The sequence below is a fragment of the Peribacillus sp. FSL P2-0133 genome (assembly GCF_037975445.1).
In the GTDB taxonomy this organism is placed as follows: Bacteria; Bacillota; Bacilli; order Bacillales; family DSM-1321; genus Peribacillus; species Peribacillus simplex_E.
The window spans coordinates 707,988-733,677 of sequence record NZ_CP150254.1; the positions used below are offsets into that span (position 1 = coordinate 707,988).

12 protein-coding genes are annotated in these 25,690 nt (G+C 38.0%); 11 read left to right on the top strand and 1 reads right to left on the bottom strand.

Annotation, left to right across the window (positions count from 1 at the left end; all coding sequences use genetic code 11):
* Positions 1–8: 8 nt before the first annotated feature.
* The 5 genes from MKY17_RS03405 to MKY17_RS03425 all read left to right on the top strand — a co-directional run bounded on the left by MKY17_RS03405 (position 9) and on the right by MKY17_RS03425 (position 16,424).
* Positions 9–275: a phosphopantetheine-binding protein gene (locus tag MKY17_RS03405; protein WP_098370559.1), complete on the top strand. Its 267-nt coding sequence runs from the start codon at positions 9–11 to the stop codon at positions 273–275.
* A gap of 26 nt (positions 276–301) precedes the next feature.
* A complete protein-coding gene (locus tag MKY17_RS03410; RefSeq protein WP_098370560.1) occupies positions 302–5,020 on the top strand; it encodes a non-ribosomal peptide synthetase in 4,719 nt (1,572 codons plus the stop codon).
* Positions 5,021–5,087: 67 nt separating this feature from the next.
* Positions 5,088–12,773 carry a non-ribosomal peptide synthetase gene (locus MKY17_RS03415; protein ID WP_179891017.1) on the top strand — a complete coding sequence of 2,562 codons (7,686 nt, stop codon included), beginning with the start codon at positions 5,088–5,090 and terminating at the stop codon, positions 12,771–12,773.
* Complete coding sequence (locus tag MKY17_RS03420; RefSeq protein ID WP_098370562.1) at positions 12,770–15,673, top strand: amino acid adenylation domain-containing protein; 2,904 nt, start codon at positions 12,770–12,772, stop codon at positions 15,671–15,673. The genes MKY17_RS03415 and MKY17_RS03420 overlap by 4 nt, the downstream gene beginning before the upstream one ends.
* Before the next feature lie 19 nt (positions 15,674–15,692).
* Positions 15,693–16,424, top strand: coding sequence for an alpha/beta fold hydrolase (locus MKY17_RS03425; RefSeq protein WP_098370563.1), 732 nt, complete (start codon positions 15,693–15,695; stop codon positions 16,422–16,424).
* 451 nt (positions 16,425–16,875) lie between these two features.
* Here MKY17_RS03425 and MKY17_RS03430 read toward each other — a convergent pair whose 3' ends face one another.
* The gene (locus MKY17_RS03430; protein WP_098370564.1) at positions 16,876–18,267 is read right to left on the bottom strand and encodes a hypothetical protein; all 1,392 of its coding nucleotides are present in this window, start codon (positions 18,265–18,267) and stop codon (positions 16,876–16,878) included.
* A 716-nt stretch (positions 18,268–18,983) separates the two neighbouring features.
* On the opposite strand from MKY17_RS03430, the gene MKY17_RS03435 reads away from it, so the two are divergent.
* From MKY17_RS03435 to MKY17_RS03460, 6 genes are all read left to right on the top strand, one after another.
* The gene (locus MKY17_RS03435; protein WP_098370566.1) at positions 18,984–20,048 is read left to right on the top strand and encodes a C45 family peptidase; all 1,065 of its coding nucleotides are present in this window, start codon (positions 18,984–18,986) and stop codon (positions 20,046–20,048) included.
* 119 nt (positions 20,049–20,167) lie between these two features.
* Complete coding sequence (locus tag MKY17_RS03440) at positions 20,168–20,932, top strand: IclR family transcriptional regulator (RefSeq protein ID WP_179891018.1); 765 nt, start codon at positions 20,168–20,170, stop codon at positions 20,930–20,932.
* A gap of 262 nt (positions 20,933–21,194) precedes the next feature.
* Positions 21,195–22,403, top strand: a complete 1,209-nt coding sequence (locus MKY17_RS03445; RefSeq protein ID WP_098370568.1) for a CoA transferase — start codon at positions 21,195–21,197, stop codon at positions 22,401–22,403.
* Between the two features lies 1 nt (position 22,404).
* Entirely contained in the window at positions 22,405–23,358 is a 954-nt protein-coding gene (locus MKY17_RS03450; protein WP_098370569.1) for a hydroxymethylglutaryl-CoA lyase, read from the top strand.
* A 75-nt stretch (positions 23,359–23,433) separates the two neighbouring features.
* Positions 23,434–24,732 (top strand): CitMHS family transporter, encoded by a 1,299-nt coding sequence (locus MKY17_RS03455; RefSeq protein WP_098370570.1) that lies wholly within the window; start codon positions 23,434–23,436, stop codon positions 24,730–24,732.
* 70 nt (positions 24,733–24,802) lie between these two features.
* Entirely contained in the window at positions 24,803–25,498 is a 696-nt protein-coding gene (locus tag MKY17_RS03460) for an RraA family protein (RefSeq protein ID WP_098370571.1), read from the top strand.
* Positions 25,499–25,690: the final 192 nt, after the last annotated feature.

The following is a 25,690-nucleotide window of genomic DNA, read 5'->3' on the forward strand; positions in this document are numbered from 1 at the left end:
GGATATATATGGAAACAACTATTGCTGTTAAGGAAAGGTTAATTGAGGAAAAGCTTATAGGATTTTGGAAAGAGATTTTAGAACAAGAGACTATAGGTACAGATTCCAACTTCTTTGACTTAGGAGGGAATTCCCTTTTAGCCATGCAATTCATTCAAATGGTGAAGAATAACATGGGAGTGAGATTACCAATCAAAGTGATGTTCGAACAATCAACCATCCAGGAACTATCCGTACTCATCAAACAATTGGATGATATTAATAAGTTAGGTTGAATGGAAAAGAATTGAGGTGTTTTTCTATGAACAGGATAATCAGTGAAACGGAAGATAGGCTATTAAACTTGATTTCAGTTGTTATCGAACCTTTTGAAATATCACTAATGGAGGACATGAATGAATCACTAAGCACAAATGAAAAAAAAGATGAGTTCATGTCTTCGATAAAACGGGAGTTTGGTATTCAATTAACACCGGAAATCATTTCAAGTCAATGGAATATAGAAAAGCTGGCAAGTTTTCTGGACATGCTTATCAGCATGAGGGAAGTCGAGGTAAATCAGCCTTATAAACGTGGGAAAAGTGAAGGGATGCTATCTCATAATCAAGATCGAATGTATCTGTTTGACAGCCTGAATGAAAGGAAAATGCTCTATAATATGCCATTTAAATTCATTTTAAATGGAGTAGTGGACATTGATGACCTGCAACAGGCATTAGATTTCATGATTGAACGCCATGAAACTTTGCGAACCAATTTCAAAGGTGAAGAACATCAAATCCTTCAATTCTTATCAAAAAAAAGCAGAAACATAATTGCCTATGAAGACTGTCGGGAAGTAGATCCCGAAGTCAGTAATATAATGGTCACCTCCCATCTTACTGAAGAAATGGAAAGATGTTTCGACCTGGAAAATGATCATTTATTTAATATGAAACTATTTCGAATTGACGAAGAAAAACATTATTTAGTATGCAATTTTCACCATATCATTTTTGATGGAGTATCGTTTGTCACCTTTTTCGAAGAGTTAATGGAGATTTATGAAAGAATTCAAACGGGCAAGGTTGGGGATATTCCTCCTCTGGACATGCAATATTTAGATTATGCTGTCTGGCATAAGGAGTGGGTCAAGGAAAGTACGCCAAGCCAAAGGAGGTTTTGGGAAAGTTATTTAGATCAAGAGGAAGAAGCATTGGAACTTCCATTTGACTTTCAACGTCCAAAATCACCTTCATACTCAGGTGGAAGAATGGAAATGGCGATAACGGGTGAACTCCGTGTATTGATAGATAGGATTTTAAAGGAGAATGGCACGACTTTATATGCTTTTATGATGACCGCCTATCAAGTGTTTTTAAGTCAATATACCGGGAAGAATCGAATCATTGTCGGGAGTACCGTGGCAAACCGCGGCCAGCTAGAATTTGCCCGGACAGTTGGATGTTTTGTCAATACGCTGCCATTGAAGCTGACCGTGGATGCCACAGAATCATTTCATGAAATATTGAACCGAAATCGTAAAGTGATTTTGGATGTATTGGAACATCAGGCCTTTCCATTTGAAAAAATCGTTGAAATCATTAATCCGGACAGGGATCTCAGCCATTCCCCATTGTTCCAAACAGCATTGGCAATGGAAGAAAGCTTTGATGGGAACTTTAGCAATTCATTCTTCACTCTTGAACAAGACAAATTCGAAATTCCTTATTCAAATTATGACCTGACCATAAAAGTAAAAGGTTCCCATAACCTAATCCTGGAGTTTGAGTATTCCGATGAACTTTTCAGACGGGAAACAATTGAAAGACTCATGTTGAGTTTTGAAAAATGGTTATTCCAAATTTGCAGAAATGCAAATAAACCTATACGTCATTTGGAGCATTTAGATGACAATCAAATGAATCAATTGTTATTTGAGTGGCAAGGTGAGGTTTCGGATGCACATCAAAATGAGACGATCACCTCCATATTCGAAAGAATCGTTAAGAAGCATTCAAAGAAATTAGCCGTTGCTGATAATGGTAAGTCCATTACCTATTCGGAATTAGATCAACGATCAAATGTGATTGCGAAATTGCTTAGGAATAATATCGAAAATGGCTCCAATAAGGTGGGGCTGCATGTAAACAGATCGATTGATATGGTGATAGGTATGTTGGGAATCATTAAAGCCGGATGTGCATATGTTCCGCTTGATCCTATGCTGCCAGCTGAAAGATTGGAATATATCATTAATGATTCGAAAATGGATATATGCATTACGAATCAAGTTGAGGTTCCTGCCATAAAAAAAATAGCTAAAGTGATTTATCTTGAATCCGTCCATTACGTGGATACCGAGTGCTGTAACGAATCGATTGCACCTTCCGACCTGGCTTACATTATTTATACTTCGGGAACGACAGGAAAACCTAAAGGTGTCATGTTATCCCATAGAGGAGTAGTGAATTTAATAAAAAGTCAAAATAAGTACTTACAACTTGTTGAGACCTCTAGGGTATTACAATTTGCCACATTTAATTTTGACGCTTCTATCTATGAGATTTTTGGAAGCTTATTAAATGGTGCAGAGCTGCATATCGGGAATAATAAGGAGGAAATGTTTGATTTATTCGCGTTGGAATATCAAATCAAAAGGGAAAAGTTAACCCACCTAGTATTGCCGCCTGCAGTTTTGCAAGAGCTCAATATAGAGGGATCTGATGTGAAATTCGTTGGTTCAGCCGGATCTGAATGTCCAATAGCTTTGCTGGATCGCTATCGAAATATAAACTTTTATAATGCCTACGGTCCAACGGAATATTCAGTATGGACCACCATTGAAATGTTTAAAGCATTCGAAAACAATGAGACTGCTAATAATAAAGTATCGATAGGCAAACCTATCCTGAATACTGACGTCTATTTACTAAGTCCGGAGCAAAGACTTGTCCCGATAGGTGCCGCAGGGGAAATATATATTGGTGGTGAAGGGTTAGCTGTTGGCTATGTGAATAATGATGATTTAACAAAAGAAAAGTTCATTGAACATCCTTTTAAATCTGGAAAGCGTTTATATCGCAGCGGCGACCTTGCAAAATTCACGAGCGATGGTGAGTTGATTTTTCTGGGGCGTAAAGATAATCAAGTAAAAATAAGAGGTTTCCGAGTGGAAGTTGATGAGATTTCGGTCAATCTCAATGCGTATCCGCAAGTAAGTGACTCATTCATTAAGGTTCAGGATCAGCCAAACTTAAATAAACAAATAATCGCTTATTTCACATCCAAACAACAAGTTGATCATGACCACTTAAAAGCATTTTTAAAAGAGAGATTACCAAGTTACATGATTCCTTCATTCTTTATGCAAGTGGACAAATTTCCGTTAAATGCAAATGGGAAAATTGATTCAGCGCTTCTTCCGGTACCCGTAACTAGAAGCAATACAGTGGAAGAACCTGAGACGGTCAATGAGAAAGTGCTTCTTCGGATTTTTAAGACTGTCTTAGGGTTGGATGACATAAGTATCCGAGATAACTTTTTTGAACTTGGCGGCGATTCCATTCAGAGCATTCAAATATGTTCTCTAGCAAGGCAGGAAAATATAATCATCAGTCCAAAATCTATTTTTGAAAATCAAACGGTAGCAGAGCTGTCAGCGATCGCGAAAATCGAAAAAAGGGTCATGATTCAACCTATAGCCACTAGAGGGAATGTGGAACTGACCCCCATCCAAGAATGGTTCTTTGCAGAACACACGACTTCCATCAATCATTGGAACCAGTCCATTGTTTTTAGTAAAGATTCCTGTGCTCAAATGGAGGACATTGAAAAAATTCTATCTCATATCGTGGAACATCATGAGGGATTGTTAACCCTATTTAAAAAACATGACAATAAATATATCGGGAATATAGACTCAGAACACAAAACATGGGAGTTAGTCTATAAGGATATACATCATTTAGATGAAGAAACGCGAATAAGAATGAGAGATGAATGGGAAAGTAAGGCTCAACGTTCATTGGACATAAGTAATGGACCGATCATGAAAATGCTTGTTTTAAAAGAACAATCAAACAAGTATCGCTTCTTTTGGGTAATCCACCATTTATTGATTGATGCAGTTTCCTGGAGAATTTTACTTGAGGATTTCAATACTCTCCATGATCAAGCTTTAAACAATCAAACAGGGAAGCTTGCTTATAAAACTTCTTCATTCAAAGACTGGTCAAACTTCTTGAAAAAATACAATGAATCGTTGATGGACCCTGAAACACTCCGTTATTGGGAACAAAAAACAAAAAGTGAAATAACGGATTTTAAGATAGCGGAAGCCTTTATAGCTAAAGAAGAAAGAACGATGGAGAAATCATTCAGTGAAGAAGAAACTGAAATATTGATCCAGGAATTATCAAGGCAATCAAAAGCGACTGTAGAAGAAGTATTATTGTCATTAATTGCAAAGAGTTTGAAAAAGTCTTTTGAAGTGAAGGACTTCTGGATGGAAGTAGAAGGGCATGGCAGGGAAATGGCGGATGAAACAATGGATGTTACTCGGACCGTTGGCTGGTTTACTGCGATGTATCCGATATTGCTGCATTCAGGAGAGACGTTTGATGACACTTTAAAAAACACGAAGAATGCTATAAGGGAAATTCCAAATAAAGGTTTTGATTATGGCGTTATCAAATATTTACGCCCTGGGGTCATTAAGGAGCCGGATATCCACGTTACTTTTAATTATTTAGGAAGATTGGACTCCCAATTTGAATCATCCAATAGCAGGGACTTTGGTGAGTTTGAAAATAAACCAAAACTCCATTTCCTGGCATTGATCCAGGACGGAAAACTATTCATAAAAATAATCTCAAAATTAGCTGAAGAAAAGATGAACTTAATAATAGAAGCTATTGGTAATGTCGTCATGGAAATCAGGGGAACTGAATTTGACCAGGCTTCTTTAATAGAAAGTGATTTTCCGGATGCGATGCTTACTGAGGAAGATTTGTTTCATATATTGAATTCCAATAAATAAGGTGATTAAGGATTGCAGTCGGCAGGTATGGATGACACAAAAGATAATGGAATCGGGAGGCGCAAAATTGGAGAAATCTATTCAGAATATCTACTCATTAACTCCGCTTCAAGAAGGAATCCTTTATGAACTGGAAATGAACAATACAGCAGAGAACCTTTACATTTCTCAAATGCGAATCAGGATAACGGGCGCTCTTGAAGTAAATGCATTATTCCAGGCGTGGAGTCAGGTTGTAGAACGTCATGAAGCATTAAGGATGAAGGTCATCTCTAAAAATATCGAAAACAATGTTCAGGTTGTATTCAATGCAATGGATTATCAACCAGAAATAATCGATATGACAGAGTTGAGTAAACATGATCAATTAAATGAAATTCAGAGAGTGACATCCAAATCCCAGGAGATGGATGTGAATAACTCCAATTTGATGAACCTCCAGTTAGTGAAAATCGAAGAAAATCAGTATATCTTGATTTGGACTCATCACCATATAATTTTGGATGGCTGGAGTACCAGCATAGTCATCGATGAACTCTTTGTTATTTACAGCCGAATTGTAGGAAAAGACTCCAAACGGCTTATTGATAAGCCGAAGCAATATGGAGATTTTATCAGGTATATGAATAAAATCGATGCGGAAGATCTAAACCGTTTTTGGAAAGAGCTAGCAAAGGATATTGAGCAGCCGACAATCACATTCCCCGTTCTGAAGCATGTGAAGGAAAACCAGCAGGAGAATGATCTATTTTGGGAGCTGGATAAAAAACAGAGTGAGCTTTTAAGGGAATTTGCCGCTAAAAACCATGTAACGATTAATGTATTATTGCAGTTAATTTGGTCGATCGTCCTAAAGGAAATGTCCAATCAAAATAGAATAGTCTTTGGAATTGTAAGCTCTGGCAGGTCGAATAACTTATTCAAATCCGAAGAAATTGTTGGGCTGCTCATTAATACGATTCCGATGATAGCTGAAATGAACGATACAGATAGCATTACTGATTTACTGAAACGGTTCCAGGAAACATTAAACAATATGCTTGATTACTCTCAAATTTCTTTAGTGGATATTAAAAGGCATACGAAATTAAAGAAGGAAGATCCGATTTTCGAAACTTTATTTGTTTATGAAAATTATCCGGAAGCGAAAAATGAAGGGTTTGATATTAACTGGGAAATCGAAGGAGGAAAAGAGAAACATAGCTTTCCATTATCATTACAAGCCCAGGATAATAAAGAAACGATTACATGCAAATTGTATTTTAATTCCTGCTTCATAGAGCGTTCACTAGTAAATGATATCCATTCAGCCTTCATGGAGATTGCCAATCAAATTACAAAAGTACAGCAAATTGACGAAATATATGTCGATGTTGATTTTTCAAAACTAAAAAATAATGTGTGTAAGAACCATCAAGCAACAAGTGACCATAAGATCACATCCGCATCCGTTAATCAAGAACTTAAAGAAATATGGCAAGAGTTTTTCTTGAACAGTGAGATTAATGAGGATTCTGATTTCTTTCAATTGGGCGGGCATTCGATAACAGCCATGAAATTGGTATCTAAAATTAATAAAAGACTTGATGGGAATATGAAATTAGCCGATTTGTTTGAAAATCCTACATTGAAATTGCTAAGTCATAAGATCTTTCCGGAAGTGAATACGCCTCCGAAAGATGAAACGGAAGTAGTTTCATCTTTTGTGGAAAGGACATTTTTGGAAGTCTTATCAACAAGTCAAATCGATAAAGATGCTGATTTTTTTGAAGTGGGCGGACACTCGATTTTAGCCATGAAGTTATTGACGAAATTAAACAAAGAATACAATCAAATTCTAACCTTGAAAAATATTTTTCAAAATTCAACAATCGATTCGTTGACGGCCTTCATCATTAATGAAATTTCAGAACATGACATTGAGCACATTGAAGCGCAACAAAAAGGTCATGTTTTATCCAGTAACCAAGAGGCTTTGTGGTTCAACGAAAAACTCAATGGTAAGACAATCAATTATAATATCCCTCAGAAATATAAAATTACTGGTGCAGTGGATACTTCAATGATGGAAAAATCAGTAAATCGTGTCGTTAATAGACATGAGATTTTAAGGACCACCGTCCGTGAAAATGCCGGGAAAGGCTACCAGGAGATCAAGGAAGATTTGTACATTAAAATAGATGAAATCGACCTCTCTGCGTTAAAGCCCGAACAGCAAACGATTCGTATGCTGCAAATTGAAGAAGATGTCCAATCGGAAATCTTTGAAATGGAAAAAGGTCCTCTCATGACAGTGAAACTGGTTAAATTGAGCGAAAAAGAGTCTGTTTTATTTGTGAATCTCCACCATTTCATATTTGACGGATGGTCGGTGAGTATATTTTTAGACGAATGGTTATCTTTTTATGACAGTGAAGTGAATGAAAAGGAACTTATCCTTGGAAACGACTTTAAACAATATAAGGATTTTGCCATTGAGCAGAAAAGCTGGCTAGAACATAACATTAAAGAAGAATCGCTATTTTGGAAAACAAACTTATCTGGGGAATTACCTAAATTGGAGCTTCCTTTAGATACGATACGTACAAAAGAAAATAGCACCGATGGCAGTAGTTTCATAGTGGAACTAACAAGTGAAGAGCTCCAAGGTTTAAAACGGATGTCCCTTGAAAAAAACTCGACATTATTCATGACACTGCTAACGATGTACCAGTCTTTTCTAGCAAAATATACAGGTCAAAACGATATCATCGTCGGAAGTCCTTTGGCGAATAGAATGATTGAAGGAACAGAAAAATCGATAGGTTATTTTGTCAATACACTGCCTTTTAGATTAAAGCTGGGACTTGAGGAAACATTCGAAGAGATTCTTGAAAGAAATACAAACCATATCATCGACATCTATGACCATCAGCATATGACATTGGAGAAAATTGTTGAAGTCATTAATCCTGAAAGAAATTTAGCAAGCACTTCATTATTTCAAACCGTCTTCATTTTACAAAATAATGCCAAAGCTTCATTTGAAAGTGAATACATAAAGATAACGCCTGAAGTAATAAAATCAAAGGCAGCAAAATTCGATTTGAGTTTAGCTGCAGAAGAATATGAGGATAAGCTTTTATTCGCTTTTGAGTATAATTCAGGGATCTTCAATGAACAAACCATTCAATTATTAGCTGAAAATTTCTTAGAGTGGATTAGGAAAATTACCTATCAGCCTGAACGATCGATTGACAAGGTATCCGTCGTGAGTAAGAGGCAGGAAAAAGTATTATTGGAAGAATGGCAGGGAGAAACCATTCGTTTTGAGGGGATCAATGACACAATCCCAGAAGCCTTCCATAAAATTGTTGAGCGGTTTCCTGATAAGATAGCCATTGTTGATGGTCCGAGAACCATTACATATCGCGAATTGAATGATAAGAGCAATCGACTCTCACACTATTTACTAAGCAAAGGGATTTCTAAAGAAGAAAGAATCGGAATTTATATGAATCGATCAATTGATATGGTGACAGGGATGTTGGCAGTAATTAAAGCTGGTGCTGCGTATGTTCCATTGGATCCTCATTATCCTGATGAACGATTAAGCTACATGGTGAAGGATTCGTCCATTTCCTATTGCTTGAGTCACAAAGAACTCGGAAAGAATGGTTTGATTGACCCATCCAAAATAATATATTTTGAAGATATTGAAAAAGAATCGGATTTGTTATTGGAAACGAATCTTCACATTGCGGATCAGAGAGACTTAGCATATGTCATTTATACCTCGGGAACGACAGGCAGGCCAAAAGGAGTAATGTTAGAACATAGAGGAATCATTAACTTAGTTTATAACCAAAATGAAATGATGTGTTTAGATACATCAGCTAAAGTGCTGCAATTCGCTACGTTTAATTTTGATTCATCCGTCATAGAGATTTTCAGCACACTATTATTCGGTGCCGAGCTGCATATAAGTGTAGATAAAGAAAATCAATTTGACATGAGTAAACTTGTTGAACAAATTAAGCGTGAAGGAATTTCTCATATCATTTTACCGCCTGCTGTATTGAAAGAACTGCCAATCATTGAATTGAGCACGATTAAAGTGTTGGGATCTGCAGGTTCTGAATGTCCAGTTGAGCTCGTTTCAAAGTTTAAACATATATCGTTTTTCAATGGCTACGGGCCTACGGAATATTCGGTATGTACAAGTTTTAAAATGTTTCCCCCGAATGAGGATGTTACAGATGAATTCGTTGTTTCGATCGGGAAGCCTCTGACCAACACGGTCGTACTTGTGTTGGATGAAAACCGGAAACTAGTGCCGGCAGGGTCAGTTGGTGAACTTTACGTTGGAGGAATTGGGTTAGCAAGGGGATATTTGAATAATGAGAGTCTGACAAATGAAAGATTCATATCCAATCCATTCAACCCTGCCGAAAATGTATACAGAACTGGGGATTTAGTTAAGCATAACAAAGCTGGGGAATTAGTTTATATAGGCAGGGCGGACGATCAAGTGAAAATAAGGGGATACCGTGTTGAACTATCGGAGGTTAATGTTTCATTACGAAAAATAGCAGAAATCAAGGATAGTTATGTAACGGTAATGGAAGATGGATTTGAGAATAAAAGGCTAATTGCTTATTATACGGTGAATGATGAGGTTTCGATAGATTCAATCAGAAGACGATTGAAAGATACACTGCCTGCTTTCATGATTCCTGCTCATTTTATGCAACTGGATAAATTTCCTTTGACGCCGAATGGAAAAGTTGATCGGAAATCCCTGCCGAAATGGACGGAACAGTTGAATGAGAGGAAGGAAAAAGTGCTGGATGTGCAAGATTTGTCCAAAACTGAAACAGAGCTGCTGACAATCTGGAGAAATGTTTTAAACGATCCCACTATAGGACCGGAAGATAACTTTTTTGAATGTGGCGGTGATTCAATCATCAGTATTCAAATATGCTCTGCCGCAAAAGAAAAAGATTTATTTATAACTCCTAAAGATTTATTTGAATTTCAAACGGTCCGTGAGCTAGGGAATATTGTAAATGAGCTGGAGCAAAAACAAGTGGTTCAAGAAACGGTATCAGGTTATGTCCCGTTGACGCCTATTCAATCTTGGTTTTTTAATGAAAATCATGAGAATATCCATCATTGGAATCAGTCAGTCGTTTTGATGAAGGATAATACGTTGACGACTGAACAATATAAAAAAATCATCATGAAATTAATTGATCAGCACGACGTTTTAAGGACTTTATTTGAAAAACATGGTGATTCATATATTGGCAATATTTCAAATGCTGATACAGCTTGCAGTTTTCATGAGTATCATGTTTCAAGTATTAAAGATGAAAAAAGCTTGAAGGAAATTAATGAGCTAGAAGAAAACGCCCAACAAAGTTTAAATATACACAATGGCCCTTTGATGAAGTTCCTTCTATTCAGGGATCAAAGGGAGGTAAGGGTTTTTTGGGTGATTCATCACCTAGTGGTTGATGGTGTTTCGTGGAGGATACTTCTTGAACATTTCGAAAGGTGCTATCAACAGATAAAGAATGAACAAGAACCATCACTGCCTTTAAAAACGACTTCTTATAAACAATGGTCCGAGAAACTAAACGAATACAAGAACACTGACCTACCAGAAGAGGCCGTTCAATATTGGGAAAAGGAAATAAATGTTCCAGTATCTCCGCTGACGGAAGACTTAGGAGAAACGTGTGATTTTGAAAACATGTATAAAATACAAGTGAATGAGGCCCAAACTCAAAACCTCATTAAAAATACTTTAAGAAAACATAAAACGACGATTGATGAAGTTTTATTATCCGTTATCGCACATGCACTTTCCAATCGAATGGGAATCAATGAATTTTGGCTCGATTTGGAAGGGCATGGAAGAGAGGGTATTGAGGATGATATTGATTTATCAAGGACGGTAGGGTGGTTCACCTCGATTTATCCAGTAAGGATTAAAGGAATGGCGACTTTGGGCTCAACCTTGAGAAATACAAAAAACATATTAAGAAATGTGCCAAACAAAGGGTTTGACTTTGGAATCCTGAAGTATATTTCCAATCGGAATCATAACTATCCAGATAGCCTTGTGAGTTACAACTATCTAGGTCAGTTTAATAACACTGGTGATATGGAACAAACCAATAGCAGCAATATCGATTTGAACTATAAATTTCCATATAAACTCAATTTTGTCGCCAGCATCGTAAACAATAGACTCGTGCTGAATATTATTGGCGATAGCAGCAATGAAAACTTCCGAATGATATGTAAAGAAGTTGAAGTACACTTAAACAAAATTTTAAGTGGAAGTGCAGATTTGAATGACTCTATTGTCGAAACGGATTTTGAAGCTGAGAAAATAGTCGATGGAAGCACGATCACCCATTTCATTAATAAGTTTAATAACATTGAAGAGATTTACCCAGTGACATCACTTCAAGAAGGAATGTTATTCCATAGCGAAGTAACCCAAAGTCCTGAATATATTTCACAGCTATCCATTGATTTAGTAGGTGATCTGGACTTGGTTAAATTAGAAGAAGCCTGGAATGAAACCTGCAGAAAATACGACGTTCTAAGATCCGTTTTCAGGCGCAATCAATTGGGGGACCGTTATCAAATCATACTTAATGACATTTATTATGTGTTTAATCATGTGGATCTAACGATGTTTAGTGAAGACGAGTCAGAATCCAAACTAGAAAACCTTTTAGAGCATAGCAAAAACAGACAAACGGATTTAGAGAATGGCCCGCTCATGAACATCACTTTGATTCAGTTATCGGATCATCGCTATAAATTCATATGGACACATCATCATGCTTTAATAGACGGCTGGAGCCTGCAAATTGTCATTAATCATTTTTTGGATAATTACCGAAGCCCATCCAATACGACGAAAGACAGTGATGAACATAAGAATGCTTATAAACAAGTCATGAATCATGTCAGGAATATTAATAAACAGGAAGAAGCAGCTTTTTGGAATAAAGAATTGAGGGATTTCGAACAAGTAAAAGCACTAGTGAGTAATAAAACGGATAAGGTAGCTTTTACATCGGATAAAGTTATTGAATATAGCTTACCTGAAGAGCTTACCGAAAGATTAATAGAATTATCCAAGCGTCATAGAAAGACCATTAATAGCGTTGTTCAAGGAGTTTGGAGCATCGTTCTATCCTACCTCAGTGAAAGCGACTCAGTATGCTATGGGGTGACAAGCTCAGGAAGGAACCTCAGCATTCCGCATATTGAATCAGCTGTAGGCTTATTGATCAATACTCTGCCATTCTCTTTGAAAATCGATTGGGATGATGATTTACAATCCTATCTAACTGCTATTCAAAACAAGCAATTACAAATGAGAGAGTATGAGTTCAGTTCACTTACGGATATAAAGAGATACGCTGAAATTCCATGGGATAAGGAATTATTCCAACATATATTTGTATTCGAAAATTATCCGAGCACAGAACTGGCAGAGGATTCGCAAATCATGATCGAAAATTCAGTTGGAAGTGAATCGACCAATTTTGATCTTACGTTCTCTGCGGCTGTAGTGCAATCCAAGCTGCACTATAAAATCATTTATAAAGAAAGTAAATTCGATGAAAATGAAATTTTACGTTTTATGGATTCCATGCAGGAAATATTCTTAAAACTAACAGAAGATGAAACAATACTATCTATTGGTAAATTAATAAATCACTTGAAAGTTGGGGCCCGATGATAAGTAAATCGATGACGACGAATAAATTGATGTCAATAACTGAAGCTTTTATAAAAATCGTGGAAGATAATCAGTCAAAAGCGGCACTTTGTGAAAATGACAGGCAAATTACTTTTAAAGAATTAGATATTCTTTCAGATAATCTTGCTAAAAGGATCATTGATTTGGGGATTCAAGAAGAAACAATGATCGGGATTCCAAGCAAAAGGTCCATTGAACTGATCATCGGGATGCTTGCGATAATAAAGTCAGGCTGTTGTTATGTTCCGATAGACGAAAAGTACCCATTAAAAAGATTGGAATATATGATTGCAGATACGGATATGAATTTCTTCTTATCGTTTAATGGCCAAGAAGGGAAGCTCCGTGAATTGGATATTGAACCAATTCCATTTGAGATTAATGAATTAAGCAAGGAAGGGCACATTCCCGTTAACCGTTCTTCGGAGAATGGTCTCGCGTATGTTATCTATACATCAGGAACGACTGGAAAGCCGAAAGGTGTGATGATAGAGCATAAGAGTGTAGTCAATTTAGTAATGAACTCTGAAATACTTGAAATAAACGAAAATAATAGAGTGGCTCAATTTTCCAACCCGTGTTTTGACGCCGCAACTTTTGAGATATGGGGAGCTTTATTGAATGGCGCAACTTTATTCTTGATGTCGAATGAGTTCACTTCTTTTGATGATTGGAAAGAAGCGATATCCATTGGAAAGGTGGATGTGGCTTTTTTTACGACAGGTCTTTTCAATGCAATGGTTGATGAGGATCCATTAATTTTTGAGGGATTAAAGAAAATTGTGGTTGGCGGAGATAAAATCTCGGTTTCCCATGTGAGAAGATTGAAGCAAACAATCGGTCATTTTTCCTTGATTAATGGGTATGGACCAACTGAATGCACGACTTTTGCCATTTGCCATGAGGTCGAAGACAAAGATGCAGATGTTATTCCCATTGGAAAGCCATTGAGCAATGTAGAAATCAAGATTCTATCTGAAGAACAAGTAGAGGTAGAGGATGGGGAAATAGGCGAGATCTACATTGGCGGTCAAGGGGTCATGAGAGGCTATCTAAATCAGCCGCAATTAACGGAACAAGCTTTGCTCATGAATGATTTGAATCAGGCGAAGTGGTACAAAACAGGTGATCATGGCGTCCGGTTACACAATGGTGAAATTCTGTACAAAGGCCGAAAAGACAGTCAAGTGAAAATTCGCGGCTTTAGAATTGAACTGAATGAAATTCAGGAAAAGCTTGATAAATACATGAAGATTGAAAGTTCAGTAGTTGCTGTTAAAAACATCAATGATGAGAATTATGTTATCGCTTATTACAAACATAAAGATGAAAAAGCGGAAAACGCTGAAAAGGATATTAAAGATTATCTGAGCAATGAATTGCCGAATTATATGATTCCCCATTTTTTTGTCAGGGTAGATGAGTTCCCGCTTAATGCCAACGGTAAAGTGGATAAAGACAAATTATTGGAAATGGATATCATGCAAAATAAAACTGCCTTAGCCAATCAAGAAACTGGAAAGAAAAAAGAAGTATTGGAGATTTGGAGAAATGTATTAGGAAATCCAAGTCTAGGATTGGACGACAACTTCTTTGAAAATGGAGGCCATTCCATTTTAGCTACAAAACTGGTCTATGTAATGAAGGAAACCGTACTTCCTGAGGCCACTTTACAAATATTATTGGAAAATAACACAGTCAATAAATTTGTTGAGGCACTTGAAGCCGAATCAGCTGGCAGCATGGAAGCAGTGATGGAGAAGGATTCCATGCTCGCTCCAGCGTTGATGGAGAAAATAAGGGAAATATCCACTAAACCAGTTGAAATTGAAAAAAATATGATGATTACAGGTGGAACAGGGTTTTTAGGGGCACATCTATTAAATAAATTGTTACTGGAATTGGAAGATGTCAAAATCTATTGTTTGGTTAGATTTCCTTCAAGAAATAGATTGAAAGATACCTTAATGAAATACGGTCTTTGGCAGGATGATTTCGTAAGTAGAATCGTTGTAATTGAAGGGGATCTTAGTAAACATCAATTTGGTTTGGATGATATGACATATGAGAAATTAAGCAATGATGTTTCTCATGTGTATCATGTCGGTGCCGAAACGAATTTCTTCGAGCCATATAGCAAATCAAAGATTTCGAATGTGAATGGTGTAGTGGAAATCATTAAGTTTGCTTCATCATACACTCGGAAAAACATTCATTATGCCTCAACGCTTTCTGTCTTGACCGGCGAAAGGAAATGGGACGAGGAAGACGAATTGGTTTACTCCCCCGATTTAATGATCGGGTACAGCCAGTCCAAATGGGTTGCCGAGAAATTGCTTCTTCAAGCAAGGGAACATGGACTGACAATCGATATTTTCCGCTTAGGCAGGATTTCATCTAATTCAAACGGGGTTTGGAACGAGAAGGATATGTTGTACAAGGTTTTTGAATCATTTATTGAACAAAGGATATTGCCATTTAAAGAGGAAATTCATTTTGAATTGATGCCAGTCGACTTTGTAAGTGAGTTCATTTACAAAATATCAAGATTGAATGAGAATCAGAAGCTCGGGATCTATCATATGTTCAATGATCAGAGGGTTTCAAGTGAATTCGTGACCGCCTTCTTCGAAAAAAATGAAATACCCTACTCCAACATGGATTTGGAAGAATGGTTACAATCATTAAAAGAAAAGACACAATCTAACGAGATTCATTCATTAAGTGCTTTGTCCCAGTTAATTGATGAATCAACAAAATTAAAAGAGTCGGAAATCCTGCAATCCAAAACCAAGGAGGAAATGGAATTGCTATCAATGAAAATGCCGGAAATCGATTCAGGGTATGTTGAAAGCTTTATGAAGTTCATGCTGAAATAATCGATCATGGAGAAGGGGGATGGAAGGGCTGAAGAAGACACTTTTTTGTTTCCCTTATGCCGGGGGAAGTGCATCTTTTTATAGAGAATGGAAATTTGATGATGATGGGATAGAGGTAATCCCGCTGGAATACCCAGGACATGGCAGTAAATATAGTGAACCATTGTGTGACCATATGGCGGATTTGACGGATATATTAATGAAAGAAATGGAAACGAAGCATCAAATGGATACACTGGGAAGCATCTCTTTGTTTGGACATAGCATGGGTGCGATTGTAGCCTTTGAAATTGCAGCAAAATTAGAAGAGAGAAATGCTAAAAAAGTAGAGCATATATTCATTTCAAGTAAATCGTCTCCAAATTATAAATTAGACCAAATCGATTGCTCTAATGCAAAACATTTAAAACGATCGCTTGAAAAAATCGGGGGAACGAACAAGGAACTCCTAGAAACCGAAGATTTCATGAATATATTCCTTCCGATAATCCAGTCGGACTTGAATGTTTTAGCCAACTATCACCATGAAAAAAAACGCGATAAGAAGGTGGGAAATAAAGCCGTTTTGCTATTGGGCTCGGATGATACCGTGACGAAGGAAAGTATCGAAAGCTGGAATGAATACATTGCACATATTGAAGGATTGCATATATTAAAGGGTGATCATTTCTATATAAAGCAAAACCAGTCTATCGTTTTAAAAATCATTCAAGAGTATTTACTCAATAGTCGTTGTGAAGTTCTGATTTAAGGTTGCGGACTGTCTTGAATACAACCGAAATTTGTTCCGCCAATTAGTTTCAGAAGTCAAAAAAATTTAATATAATGTGAGTTTTGAATTATCCGCTTGGATAAGCATGAAACCCGATCTTCAATGTGAAAGGACTGATTTATTCAGTCCTTTCACATTGTAAACAAATTAAAAAAGTTCCAGTTGATTTCATAAATCCGCTACCTTTCCGCCGACTGTCTGCCAAGCCTCGTCAAAGTAAACGTCTGTGGGGACTCGGCTAGCCAGTTATTCGTCAGGAGTGTCGTAAATTTCTTCAATCACTCCATATAAAAAAGTAATAAAACATGAAGGATGACCAAGTCATTTTCAGGGTTCGGGGTGAGACTAACCGAACCTCTTTTTAAATATGGGAATGGAAATTGAGAGGCCGTTCCGTGCTTCAGAGTCGACAAACGTCGATGCAGATCGATTAAATGAGAAACATCGCGACTATCGTAGTGACTGCCAAACCAATGGTTACCGGAAGCAGATTCCGGCGGGCAAGTTCAAAGGGACTGACGTTACATATTGCAGCGGCTGGTATCAATGCCCATGGAATCAGGGTACCTCCGCCAACCCAAATCGCGGTTATTTGCCCGAGTGCAGTCAAGGTGGCGGTTCCGCTTCCGATTGCCGTTCCAAATAGTTTGGCGACAGATCCGGCTAAAGAAATGCCTGAGAAGCCCGATCCATCCAATCCAGTGATGGCACCGATTCCCGTTAATGTGACTGCGGCTATTTCTTTCGTTAAAGGAACGGAGGCCGCTAAGGCGGCACCGAGGTCATTGACGATGCCAAGTGATGTTTTTGGTAAGTAGTCACCGATGATCTGATTGAATCCAGAATCACCTAAATAGAAGAATGCGGCGATTGGAATCACAGGTCCGAATACTTTGAAGCCAAATTGAAAACCCTGAATCAAATAGGCCGTTGATTTTTCAAGTCCTTGCTGTTTATGTGCGACAAGGGATAAAATTAGCAAAATGAAAACGGCTGTACCGCCAACCAACGCCGTGGCATCTCCGCCTTGCAACTTCAAAACCGACAATGCCACAACATCCAACAGAAAGGCAATCGGAATGAAAACGGCAAAAAACTTCTTTTGCCCCAGTGTGAGCAGATCTTCACTAATTGTCTGATCTGTGATGATTCCCTCATTATCCGCAGCCTTGATTCTTCCAAGCTTCATATCCCGCTTTAAAAGGATAAAGGCGGAGATGGTGGTGACGACCCCCATTGTAATGACAAGGGGAATGCTCGCAGCGATGACATCACCGACTGGTATGGAAGCGGCATCCCCCGTTAGTTTAGGAGCAGCTTGAATGATGAAATCCCCTGATAAAGCTATTCCGTGACCAAAAAGGTTCATCGCCATCGCCACGCCAAGAGCAGGTAAACCAGCCCGTAAGGCAACGGGAAGCAGAACAGCCCCAAGTAAGGCAACGGCAGGTGATGGCCAGAAGAACCAGGATATTATCATCATGACGATTCCAATTACCCAAAAGGCAAGTGTAGGATTCTTAATGAATTTCGCAAACGGTGCAATCATGACATCATTAATGCCGGACCTCGTTAAAACCGTGCTCATGGCAACGATGATTGAAATGATTAAAATCGTGGACATTAATTCCGTAATTGCGAAAATGAAGCTGTTGAATATCCCGCTTACGGATGAGGCTAAACTGCCTGTAGCCACTAAAGCCAAAAGGAAAATCCCAATTATGCAGATGAGGGTAGTATCACGACGTTTTACCATAAACCCGATTATCAATGCAATAAATACAACATAAATCCAATGGAGTGCAGTTAATTCCATCTCCATGATCCGTCCCCCTCATAAATGTGCCTAGTTACAGATTATGAGGGAGATATGGGGTGGTGAGTTGTTTCAAAAATTTTTAAGGCTTATCTTGTTTTCAACTTATGATGTGATTATATCGAGTTTAAGAAGCGGAACTGCTACTTGGCCTGAGTATCTTTTCATTTGGTTTATTGTGTACGGCAACCAACTTAGCCGAAATAGAAAAAATAATGTCAAAAATGATGCAATAGAATCTGCTAGAACGAAGTTGGACAAGATTGTTTTTTGGCCCAATAACATCAAAGTTGTCTAAAATAGCTGGATGTAGGAAAATTTATAAGAAAAATGGAGAGGGATTTTCATTCCCCTTAACTGAAAAGGATATTAAAAGTAAGTTTTTAGCTTTAAAGGAATGGACTTTTGTTTCGCGGACAATGATTATCAAGAATCTTTTGGCTTTGATGTAGTTGATATAAAGAAGTACAATGAGGAATCTTTGAAATTCATTACAGAATAATTCTAAAAGACAATAAATATTGAACTTAATACATTAATTTCACATGAAATTCTGATAGAAACGGTCCTTCTTTTAATTGAGAGGGGCTATTTTCATTTTTTAGGGTAAATCAAATTATAGGCAAACCCGTGGGGAAATTTAAGGTTTATCTTCTTTATTTTCAACAATACTTCAAGTATCCTTAATTTGAATAGCAACTACTGTAAATGAGGGATAAGCCGTGAAGCAAATATATAGTGATGTCATACAATTTCGGGGTACACATTATGAGTTTGGATACATGCAAGGGGAGAAATTAAAAGATTCACTAACGGTAAAAAATCGTGAAGATCAGTGGAAGATTAGGCAGCCGCGGTTTACGGTTGAGGAAGAAGAGGTCAAGAAAGCAATTACACAATTCGCCCCTGGAGTTTGGGAAGAATTACTGGGGTTGCAAGAAGCGTTGAAATGGCCAATTGACCGCGTGCTGCAAGAGTTCGGTGGATACCGATTGGATTATGTTCGGTCGGGCTGCTCCATCATGACTGGCGATGATTATCTCATTCGCAATTATGATTACCACCCAAAGACCTATGAAGGACGATATGTCTTATTCCAGCCAACCGATCAAGGGTATTCAAGCATCGGCCCGAGTCAGCGAGGGACTGGTCGAATGGATGGAATGAATGAAAAGGGTCTGGTGATAGGCTATAATTTCATGAATCGCAAGAACCCTGGTGATGGTTTCATTTGCTGCATGATTGGCAGACTGATTGTTGAATCTTGTGCGAACGTACAAGAAGCGGTCGCGATGTTGAAGGAAATCCCGCATCGTCATTCCTTCACTTACGTCGTCTATGATAAAAGCGGAAGTACCTATATCGTTGAAACCTCTCCGAGAAATGTAGAGGTGCGCACGTCAAATGCCTGTACCAATCACTTTGAAATCATGAAAAATGAGAACCGTAACCATCTTATCGATTCGAAACGCCGATTGGAGATCATCCAAGATCATGAAGGGAGACTTTCATCTGCCTACGATGCTTACAGGTTGTTTAATGATACCAATCAAGGTGTCTTCTCGGATTTATATAGCAGCTGGGCGGGAACGATTCATACTTCCGCTTATTTACCTAAGGAGATGAAAGCTTGGATTGCCTTGGGAGGGAACCAGGAGCCGACTTCAATAGATTTTTCGAAATGGCTTGAAGGGGAAAATGTTGAATTAGAACGAATCAAAGGTGTAATTGATACGGATATTCCCTTCGTGCATATGGATGAGGGAGCGAATTGGTTTCGGAATTGAACGTATTAAGGAAAGCCATCTTTGGTTAAATGATGTTGAAATTACCACTCGTAATATAAATGAAGCACATTTAAATGGCCAAGAATCAGTTGGTGAATAATTGTAAAGGGGGGGCTTATATGGATGAAAATGAAGGCTTGAAAGGGTCAAGAACAGTTCAACGGTCAATTAATATAATGAACTGCTTTACTTTAGAAGAGTCAGAATTATCCTTAACGGAAATCTCGAAAAAGATAGATTTGGCAAAATCAACAACTTCCAGACTATTAGATACACTAGTACAAAATGGTCTTCTGCAAAAAAAATTCTCCAATTCAAAGTATCAGTTTGGCTATAAAATGTATCAGTTTGGTCGTATTGCGGAAAATACCATTTCATTTGAAATAACGGAACTTGCAAAACCATTCATGAAGAAACTAAGAAATGAAATTGGAGAATCAGTGAGTCTATATATGCTTGAAAATAAGGAACGAAGGTGTATTGCACGATACGGCAGTAATCAATCAATCCGTCATGTAGTAAGCATTGGAGAGGCACTTCCATTGGAGAAAGGTTCGGGTGGGAAGGCATTATTGGCTTTTCAGTCTCCGGCGTTTGTTGAATCAATTCTAAAAAATTTAGATTCCGAAGCATTACGAATTAGTCTATCAGACGAATTGCCAATTATTCAAAAAGAATCTATTGCTATGAGTTTAGACGAAAGAGGGGCCGGAGTTAATTCAGTTGCATCACCTATTTTTGGGGTGGATCAAGAAGTGAATTTTTGTCTATGCGTATCTGGGCCAAGTACAAGATTTACGCAAGCTGTAATGGATTCAATAAAAAGTGAAGTGAAGATGAATGCTTTAAAAATTTCAGAATGTTTTAATGACCCAAAAGAATAGCCACATTGTGGCCAAGATTTATTGACAGCGCCTTTTTTTACTGGGCGCTGTTTTTTATTTTAATGATTAAAAGACAGAATTTTTTAATTTTTATCGTGACAGATAAAAGTGGCTTTGTTATAATTCATTCATAAAGTTCCATCTAATGAAATTTATTGTTTCATTAGATGGAACTGAATAAAGAGTTTTATGTAAAAGTTCTTATTCCCATTTTGTTTAGCAAAAATACCAGACTCATAATTTCAAGGAGGAAGTATTAATTATGGATAATCCAACAAATGGACCTTTGACTGGAATTCGTGTTATCGATGCATCGACTGTGATTGCTGCTCCGTTTGCAGCTACCTTATTAGCGGACTTGGGAGCTGAAGTGTTAAAAGTGGAACTTCCGGATAAAGGGGATCCTTTAAGGGGTCTTGGACCGTGGAAGGGTTCTGAACCATTGAGGTGGCCAGGTCTTGCACGTAATAAGCAGTCTATAACTTTGGACATTCGCACTATTGAGGGGAGGGAGTTATTTAAAAAATTAATTCGCACTGCAGATGTCCTGATAGAAAATTTCAGGCCTGGAACAATGGAGAAATGGGGACTAGGCTATGAAGAGCTGAGAGAAGTGAATCCTCGTCTCATTATGACTAGGCAATCGGGTTACGGGCAAACGGGACCATATGCAGAAAAGGCAGGGTTTGGAACACCTAGTACTGCCTTTTCGGGATATACCTATTTACAAGGGTTTCAGGATCGCCCCCCAGTAAGTCCTTCATTTTCTTTACTTGATTATATATCGGGCATTTATATTGCTTTTGGAACTGTAAGCGCTCTCTTTCATCGTGAAACTTCTAACTCTGAAAAAGGTCAAATCGTTGAGATGGGACTATATGAAGGGATGTTCAGGATGATGGATTTCTTAATTGCTGAACATGACCAACTCGGTAAAGTACGAGAGAGAGCACCTATGCTTCATGGTCATTCAAGTCCTTCCGGTACTTACCAAACAAAAGACGGACATTGGGTTGTTATGGTATGCAGTACACAAAAAACATGGGAACGTCTGGCTCAAGCTATGGGGCGGTCGGATTTGATAGAAAACCCTGATTATATAACAAATAAAAAACGAATGAATAACGATAGCTTCCTTCAAGAACTTGTTATGACTTTTATGAAATCCCTAAATAAAAAAGAGCTTTTGAGTAAAATGGATGAGTTTGGTGTTCCCATTTCACCAATATTAAGCATAAAGGATATCTTTGAAGATCCTCATTATCAAGCAAGGGAAAATATTTTGGAAGTTGATCACCCTCAGTTTGGAACGATTAAAGTTCCCGGCATTGTACCTAAGTTTTCAGAAACACCAGGGCGTATCCGTCATCGTGCACCAGAACTGGGAGAGCATAACAAACAAGTGTTTAGTGAAGAACTTGGTTTATCTGAAGAGGAATTAACGAATCTAAAAGCCAAAGGGGTCATCTAACATGAAAAATGAACAAATGATCGTACCTGATAAAGTGAATATATGGGAAGTTCTCCCGCGAGATGGTTTTCAAATGGAAGACAAATGGATACCGACAGAAGAAAAGATTCGCATTATCCGTGGTCTGGCAAGTACAGGGATCAAACATATTGAAGTTACATCTTTTGTGCATCCTCAAGCAATACCTCAATTAAAAGATGCTGAAGAGGTGGTAAAGCGGGTTCAGGACTTAAATGGAGTAAAGTTCCGAGCGCTGGTTCCCAACTTGCGCGGGGCGGAACGTGCTATTAATGCAGGAATGAAAAAAATAAAGATATTATTATCTGCCACAGATTCACATAGCCTATCCAATTCCAACTGTATAGTTAAAGAAGCACAAATGGATCACCTGCCGATTGTAGAACTTGCTGGAAAATATGGTGTAGAAGTAGGAGGTTCAATTGCGGTAGCATTTGGCTGTCCATATGAAGGTAAGGTACCTCTGGAAAAGATAGTATCCATTCTTGAAGGATACAAAGATATGGGGGTTAACGAAGTTTCTTTGGCAGATACGGCTGGAATGGGAAATCCAAAGCAAGTATCCGAAATGTTAAGTATCATTAGAGGTTTATTCCCTAGTTTCAAGTTCACTTTACATTTACACAATACAAGAGGAATGGCATTTGCCAATGCAGTAGCAGCCTTGCAGCAAGGGGTCACTGATTTTGATAGTTCCACCACTGGATTGGGAGGATGCCCTTATGCCCCTAACGCTGCAGGAAATATTCCCACAGAAGATATTGTACATGGCTTTCATGAAATGGGAATCCGGACAGCCATTAATCTTGACTCATTACTCGAAATCGCCAGCAATATCAAAAGTACAATTGGGCACGATGGTGGAAGCTTTATTCTTAAGGCAGGGCCGAACAACAGGCTGCATTCTAAACCAAAAGGTCAAAAAAAGCTTGGGTGATTACTAAAGGGGATTCAAGTGAATCCCTTTAAAGAAATTCTGAATGAAAACGGATACAAAACAAGGGGGGTATATATGTTATCCATATTAGGATTCATGATGATTGTTGTTTTTATGTATTTAATTATGAGTAAGCGATTAAGTGCACTTAATGCCCTGATTATCATTCCGGTCATTTTTGCTCTGATAGGCGGATTCACTGATTTAGGACCTATGATGATGAGTGGGATTGAAACAATTGCACCAACCGCAATAATGGTGATATTCGCCATTTTATATTTTGGAATATTAATAGACGCAGGTATGTTTGATCCCTTGGTAACAAGAATGGTGAAGATATCAAAAGGGGATCCATTAAAGATTTCCGTTACTACTGCAGTATTGTCTTTATTGGTAGGGTTGGACGGGGATGGAACGATCACGTATCTTATTGTCGTTACAGCATTATTGCCATTATACGAGAAGTTAGGGATGAATAAGTTAATACTGGCTTGTCTCCCAGCAATGTCAATGGGAATCATGAATGTACTTCCTTGGGGGGGACCAACTGCAAGGGTAATGTCCATCTTTGGATACGACGCTATGGAACTCCTAGGACCAATTATCCCATCTATAATCGCTGGAGCAGTATATGTCATTGGGCTAGGCGTGTTTTTTGGGGTTAGGGAACGCAAAAGGTTAGGTGTTTATGGTCATTATACAGAAACAGAAGGTGAAATAGCCGTATCAATGGAGGACATTACGGACCAATCATTAAAAAGACCCAAATTGTATTGGTTCAACATCATTCTTACACTATTATTGGTTTTTGCCTTAGTTAAAGCAATTTTGCCATTACCTGCTCTATTTATGATTGCATTTGTTATAGTCATGGTTGTAAACTACCCGAATTTAAAAGAGCAACAGAGAAGAGTTGAAGCACATGCAGGAAACATTCTAACTGTCACTTCCTTGATCTTTGCTGCGGGTATTTTCGCAGGAATATTGGAGGGAACTGAAATGGTGGATGCCATGGCTTCAACTTTAGTGCATATTATACCAGACTTTCTAGGTCCACAATTGCCTGTAATTGTAGGATTGACCAGTATGCCATTTACGTTTGTAATGGCAAATGACCCTTATTATTTCGGTATTATTCCAATCATTGCTGAGACTGCTTCGGGATTCGGTATTGATAAACTGGAGATTGCACAGGCCTCTTTATTAGGGCAGCCATTACATTTATTAAGTCCATTGGTCGGGTCTGTATATGTATTGATTGGGCTTGTCGGCATAGAGTTTAGGGAGCATATTAAGTTTTCACTTAAATACGCTGTCGGATCAGCGTTGGTTATGATTATTACAGCTATCCTTTTCGGTACATTATCAATCTAGTTATTATTGTTTGTAGAATCGAAAGAAACGATCAATTTTCATGAATAAATAACAAAATGAGGTGTTAGCATTGAATAGCTTAACCCCAAAGCCTCCGTTATTACCCAAGTCAATCATTGATAGAGCTAAAAAGTTAAATACGACCCTTATAGCAGACGCTTTGTATGATTCTAATGCTGGTGTAATGGATTATAAGATAAAGCCTGTGTCATCCGGAATGAAAGTGATAGCAACAGCCATGACGGTTGATATGATTGCGGGAGATAATTTACTTCTTCATCAAGCCATTTATGCTGGAAGTGAAGGCTATGTATTAATTGCGGATGGGAAAGGTCACAAAGGAAATGCCTACCTTGGAGAGTTAATGGCTGGGGCTGCGCACGCAGTAGGACTTGAGGGGATTATCATTGACGGTTTTGTTCGTGATAAAGAGGCTCTTTGTGAATTGGGGTTTCCGATTTTTGCAAAGGGAATCACTCCAAAAGGGCCGTGTAAAGATCGACCGGGAGATCTTAATACGCCGATCACATGTGGCGGTGTAAATGTTCATCCTGGTGATTTAGTCATAGGAGATGAAGATGGTGTAGTTGTTGTTTCACAGGTTAAAATTGAAGAGGTATTTTCCAGAGCAGAGAAAAAATTAACTTATGAACAAAAGCGTCTCGAAGAAATAGCGGAATATGGAAGTAAACGTAAACAAGGTGTTATAGAAGGAAATATTGAACCTTCCTGGTTGAAAAGTGAAATAGGGAATTTTAACATGTGACTTAAGATGCTAAGGGACTAAAAACAGCTACTTGGTAGTAAGTAATTGGAAAGATTTTTTAAGCTTATAGAAATAATCTGGCCCAATCCTTGGATTGGGCTTCTTTTGTTGTTCTATTTTTAGGAAAATCTGGTACTATTTATTAGGGGATCTGCCAGTAATATAATATGATAGAGGAACACATTTTGGATG

Bases quoted from the DNA above. Each gene is read 5' to 3' on its own strand.
- MKY17_RS03405 (WP_098370559.1), top strand. From the start codon at position 9: ATGGAAACAACTATTGCTGTTAAGGAAAGGTTAATTGAGGAAAAGCTT.
- MKY17_RS03410 (WP_098370560.1), top strand. From the start codon at position 302: ATGAACAGGATAATCAGTGAAACGGAAGATAGGCTATTAAACTTGATT.
- MKY17_RS03420 (WP_098370562.1), top strand. From the start codon at position 12,770: ATGATAAGTAAATCGATGACGACGAATAAATTGATGTCAATAACTGAA.
- MKY17_RS03425 (WP_098370563.1), top strand. From the start codon at position 15,693: ATGGAAGGGCTGAAGAAGACACTTTTTTGTTTCCCTTATGCCGGGGGA.
- MKY17_RS03430 (WP_098370564.1), bottom strand. From the start codon at position 18,267: ATGGAGATGGAATTAACTGCACTCCATTGGATTTATGTTGTATTTATT.
- MKY17_RS03440 (WP_179891018.1), top strand. From the start codon at position 20,168: ATGGATGAAAATGAAGGCTTGAAAGGGTCAAGAACAGTTCAACGGTCA.
- MKY17_RS03445 (WP_098370568.1), top strand. From the start codon at position 21,195: ATGGATAATCCAACAAATGGACCTTTGACTGGAATTCGTGTTATCGAT.
- MKY17_RS03450 (WP_098370569.1), top strand. From the start codon at position 22,405: ATGAAAAATGAACAAATGATCGTACCTGATAAAGTGAATATATGGGAA.
- MKY17_RS03455 (WP_098370570.1), top strand. From the start codon at position 23,434: ATGTTATCCATATTAGGATTCATGATGATTGTTGTTTTTATGTATTTA.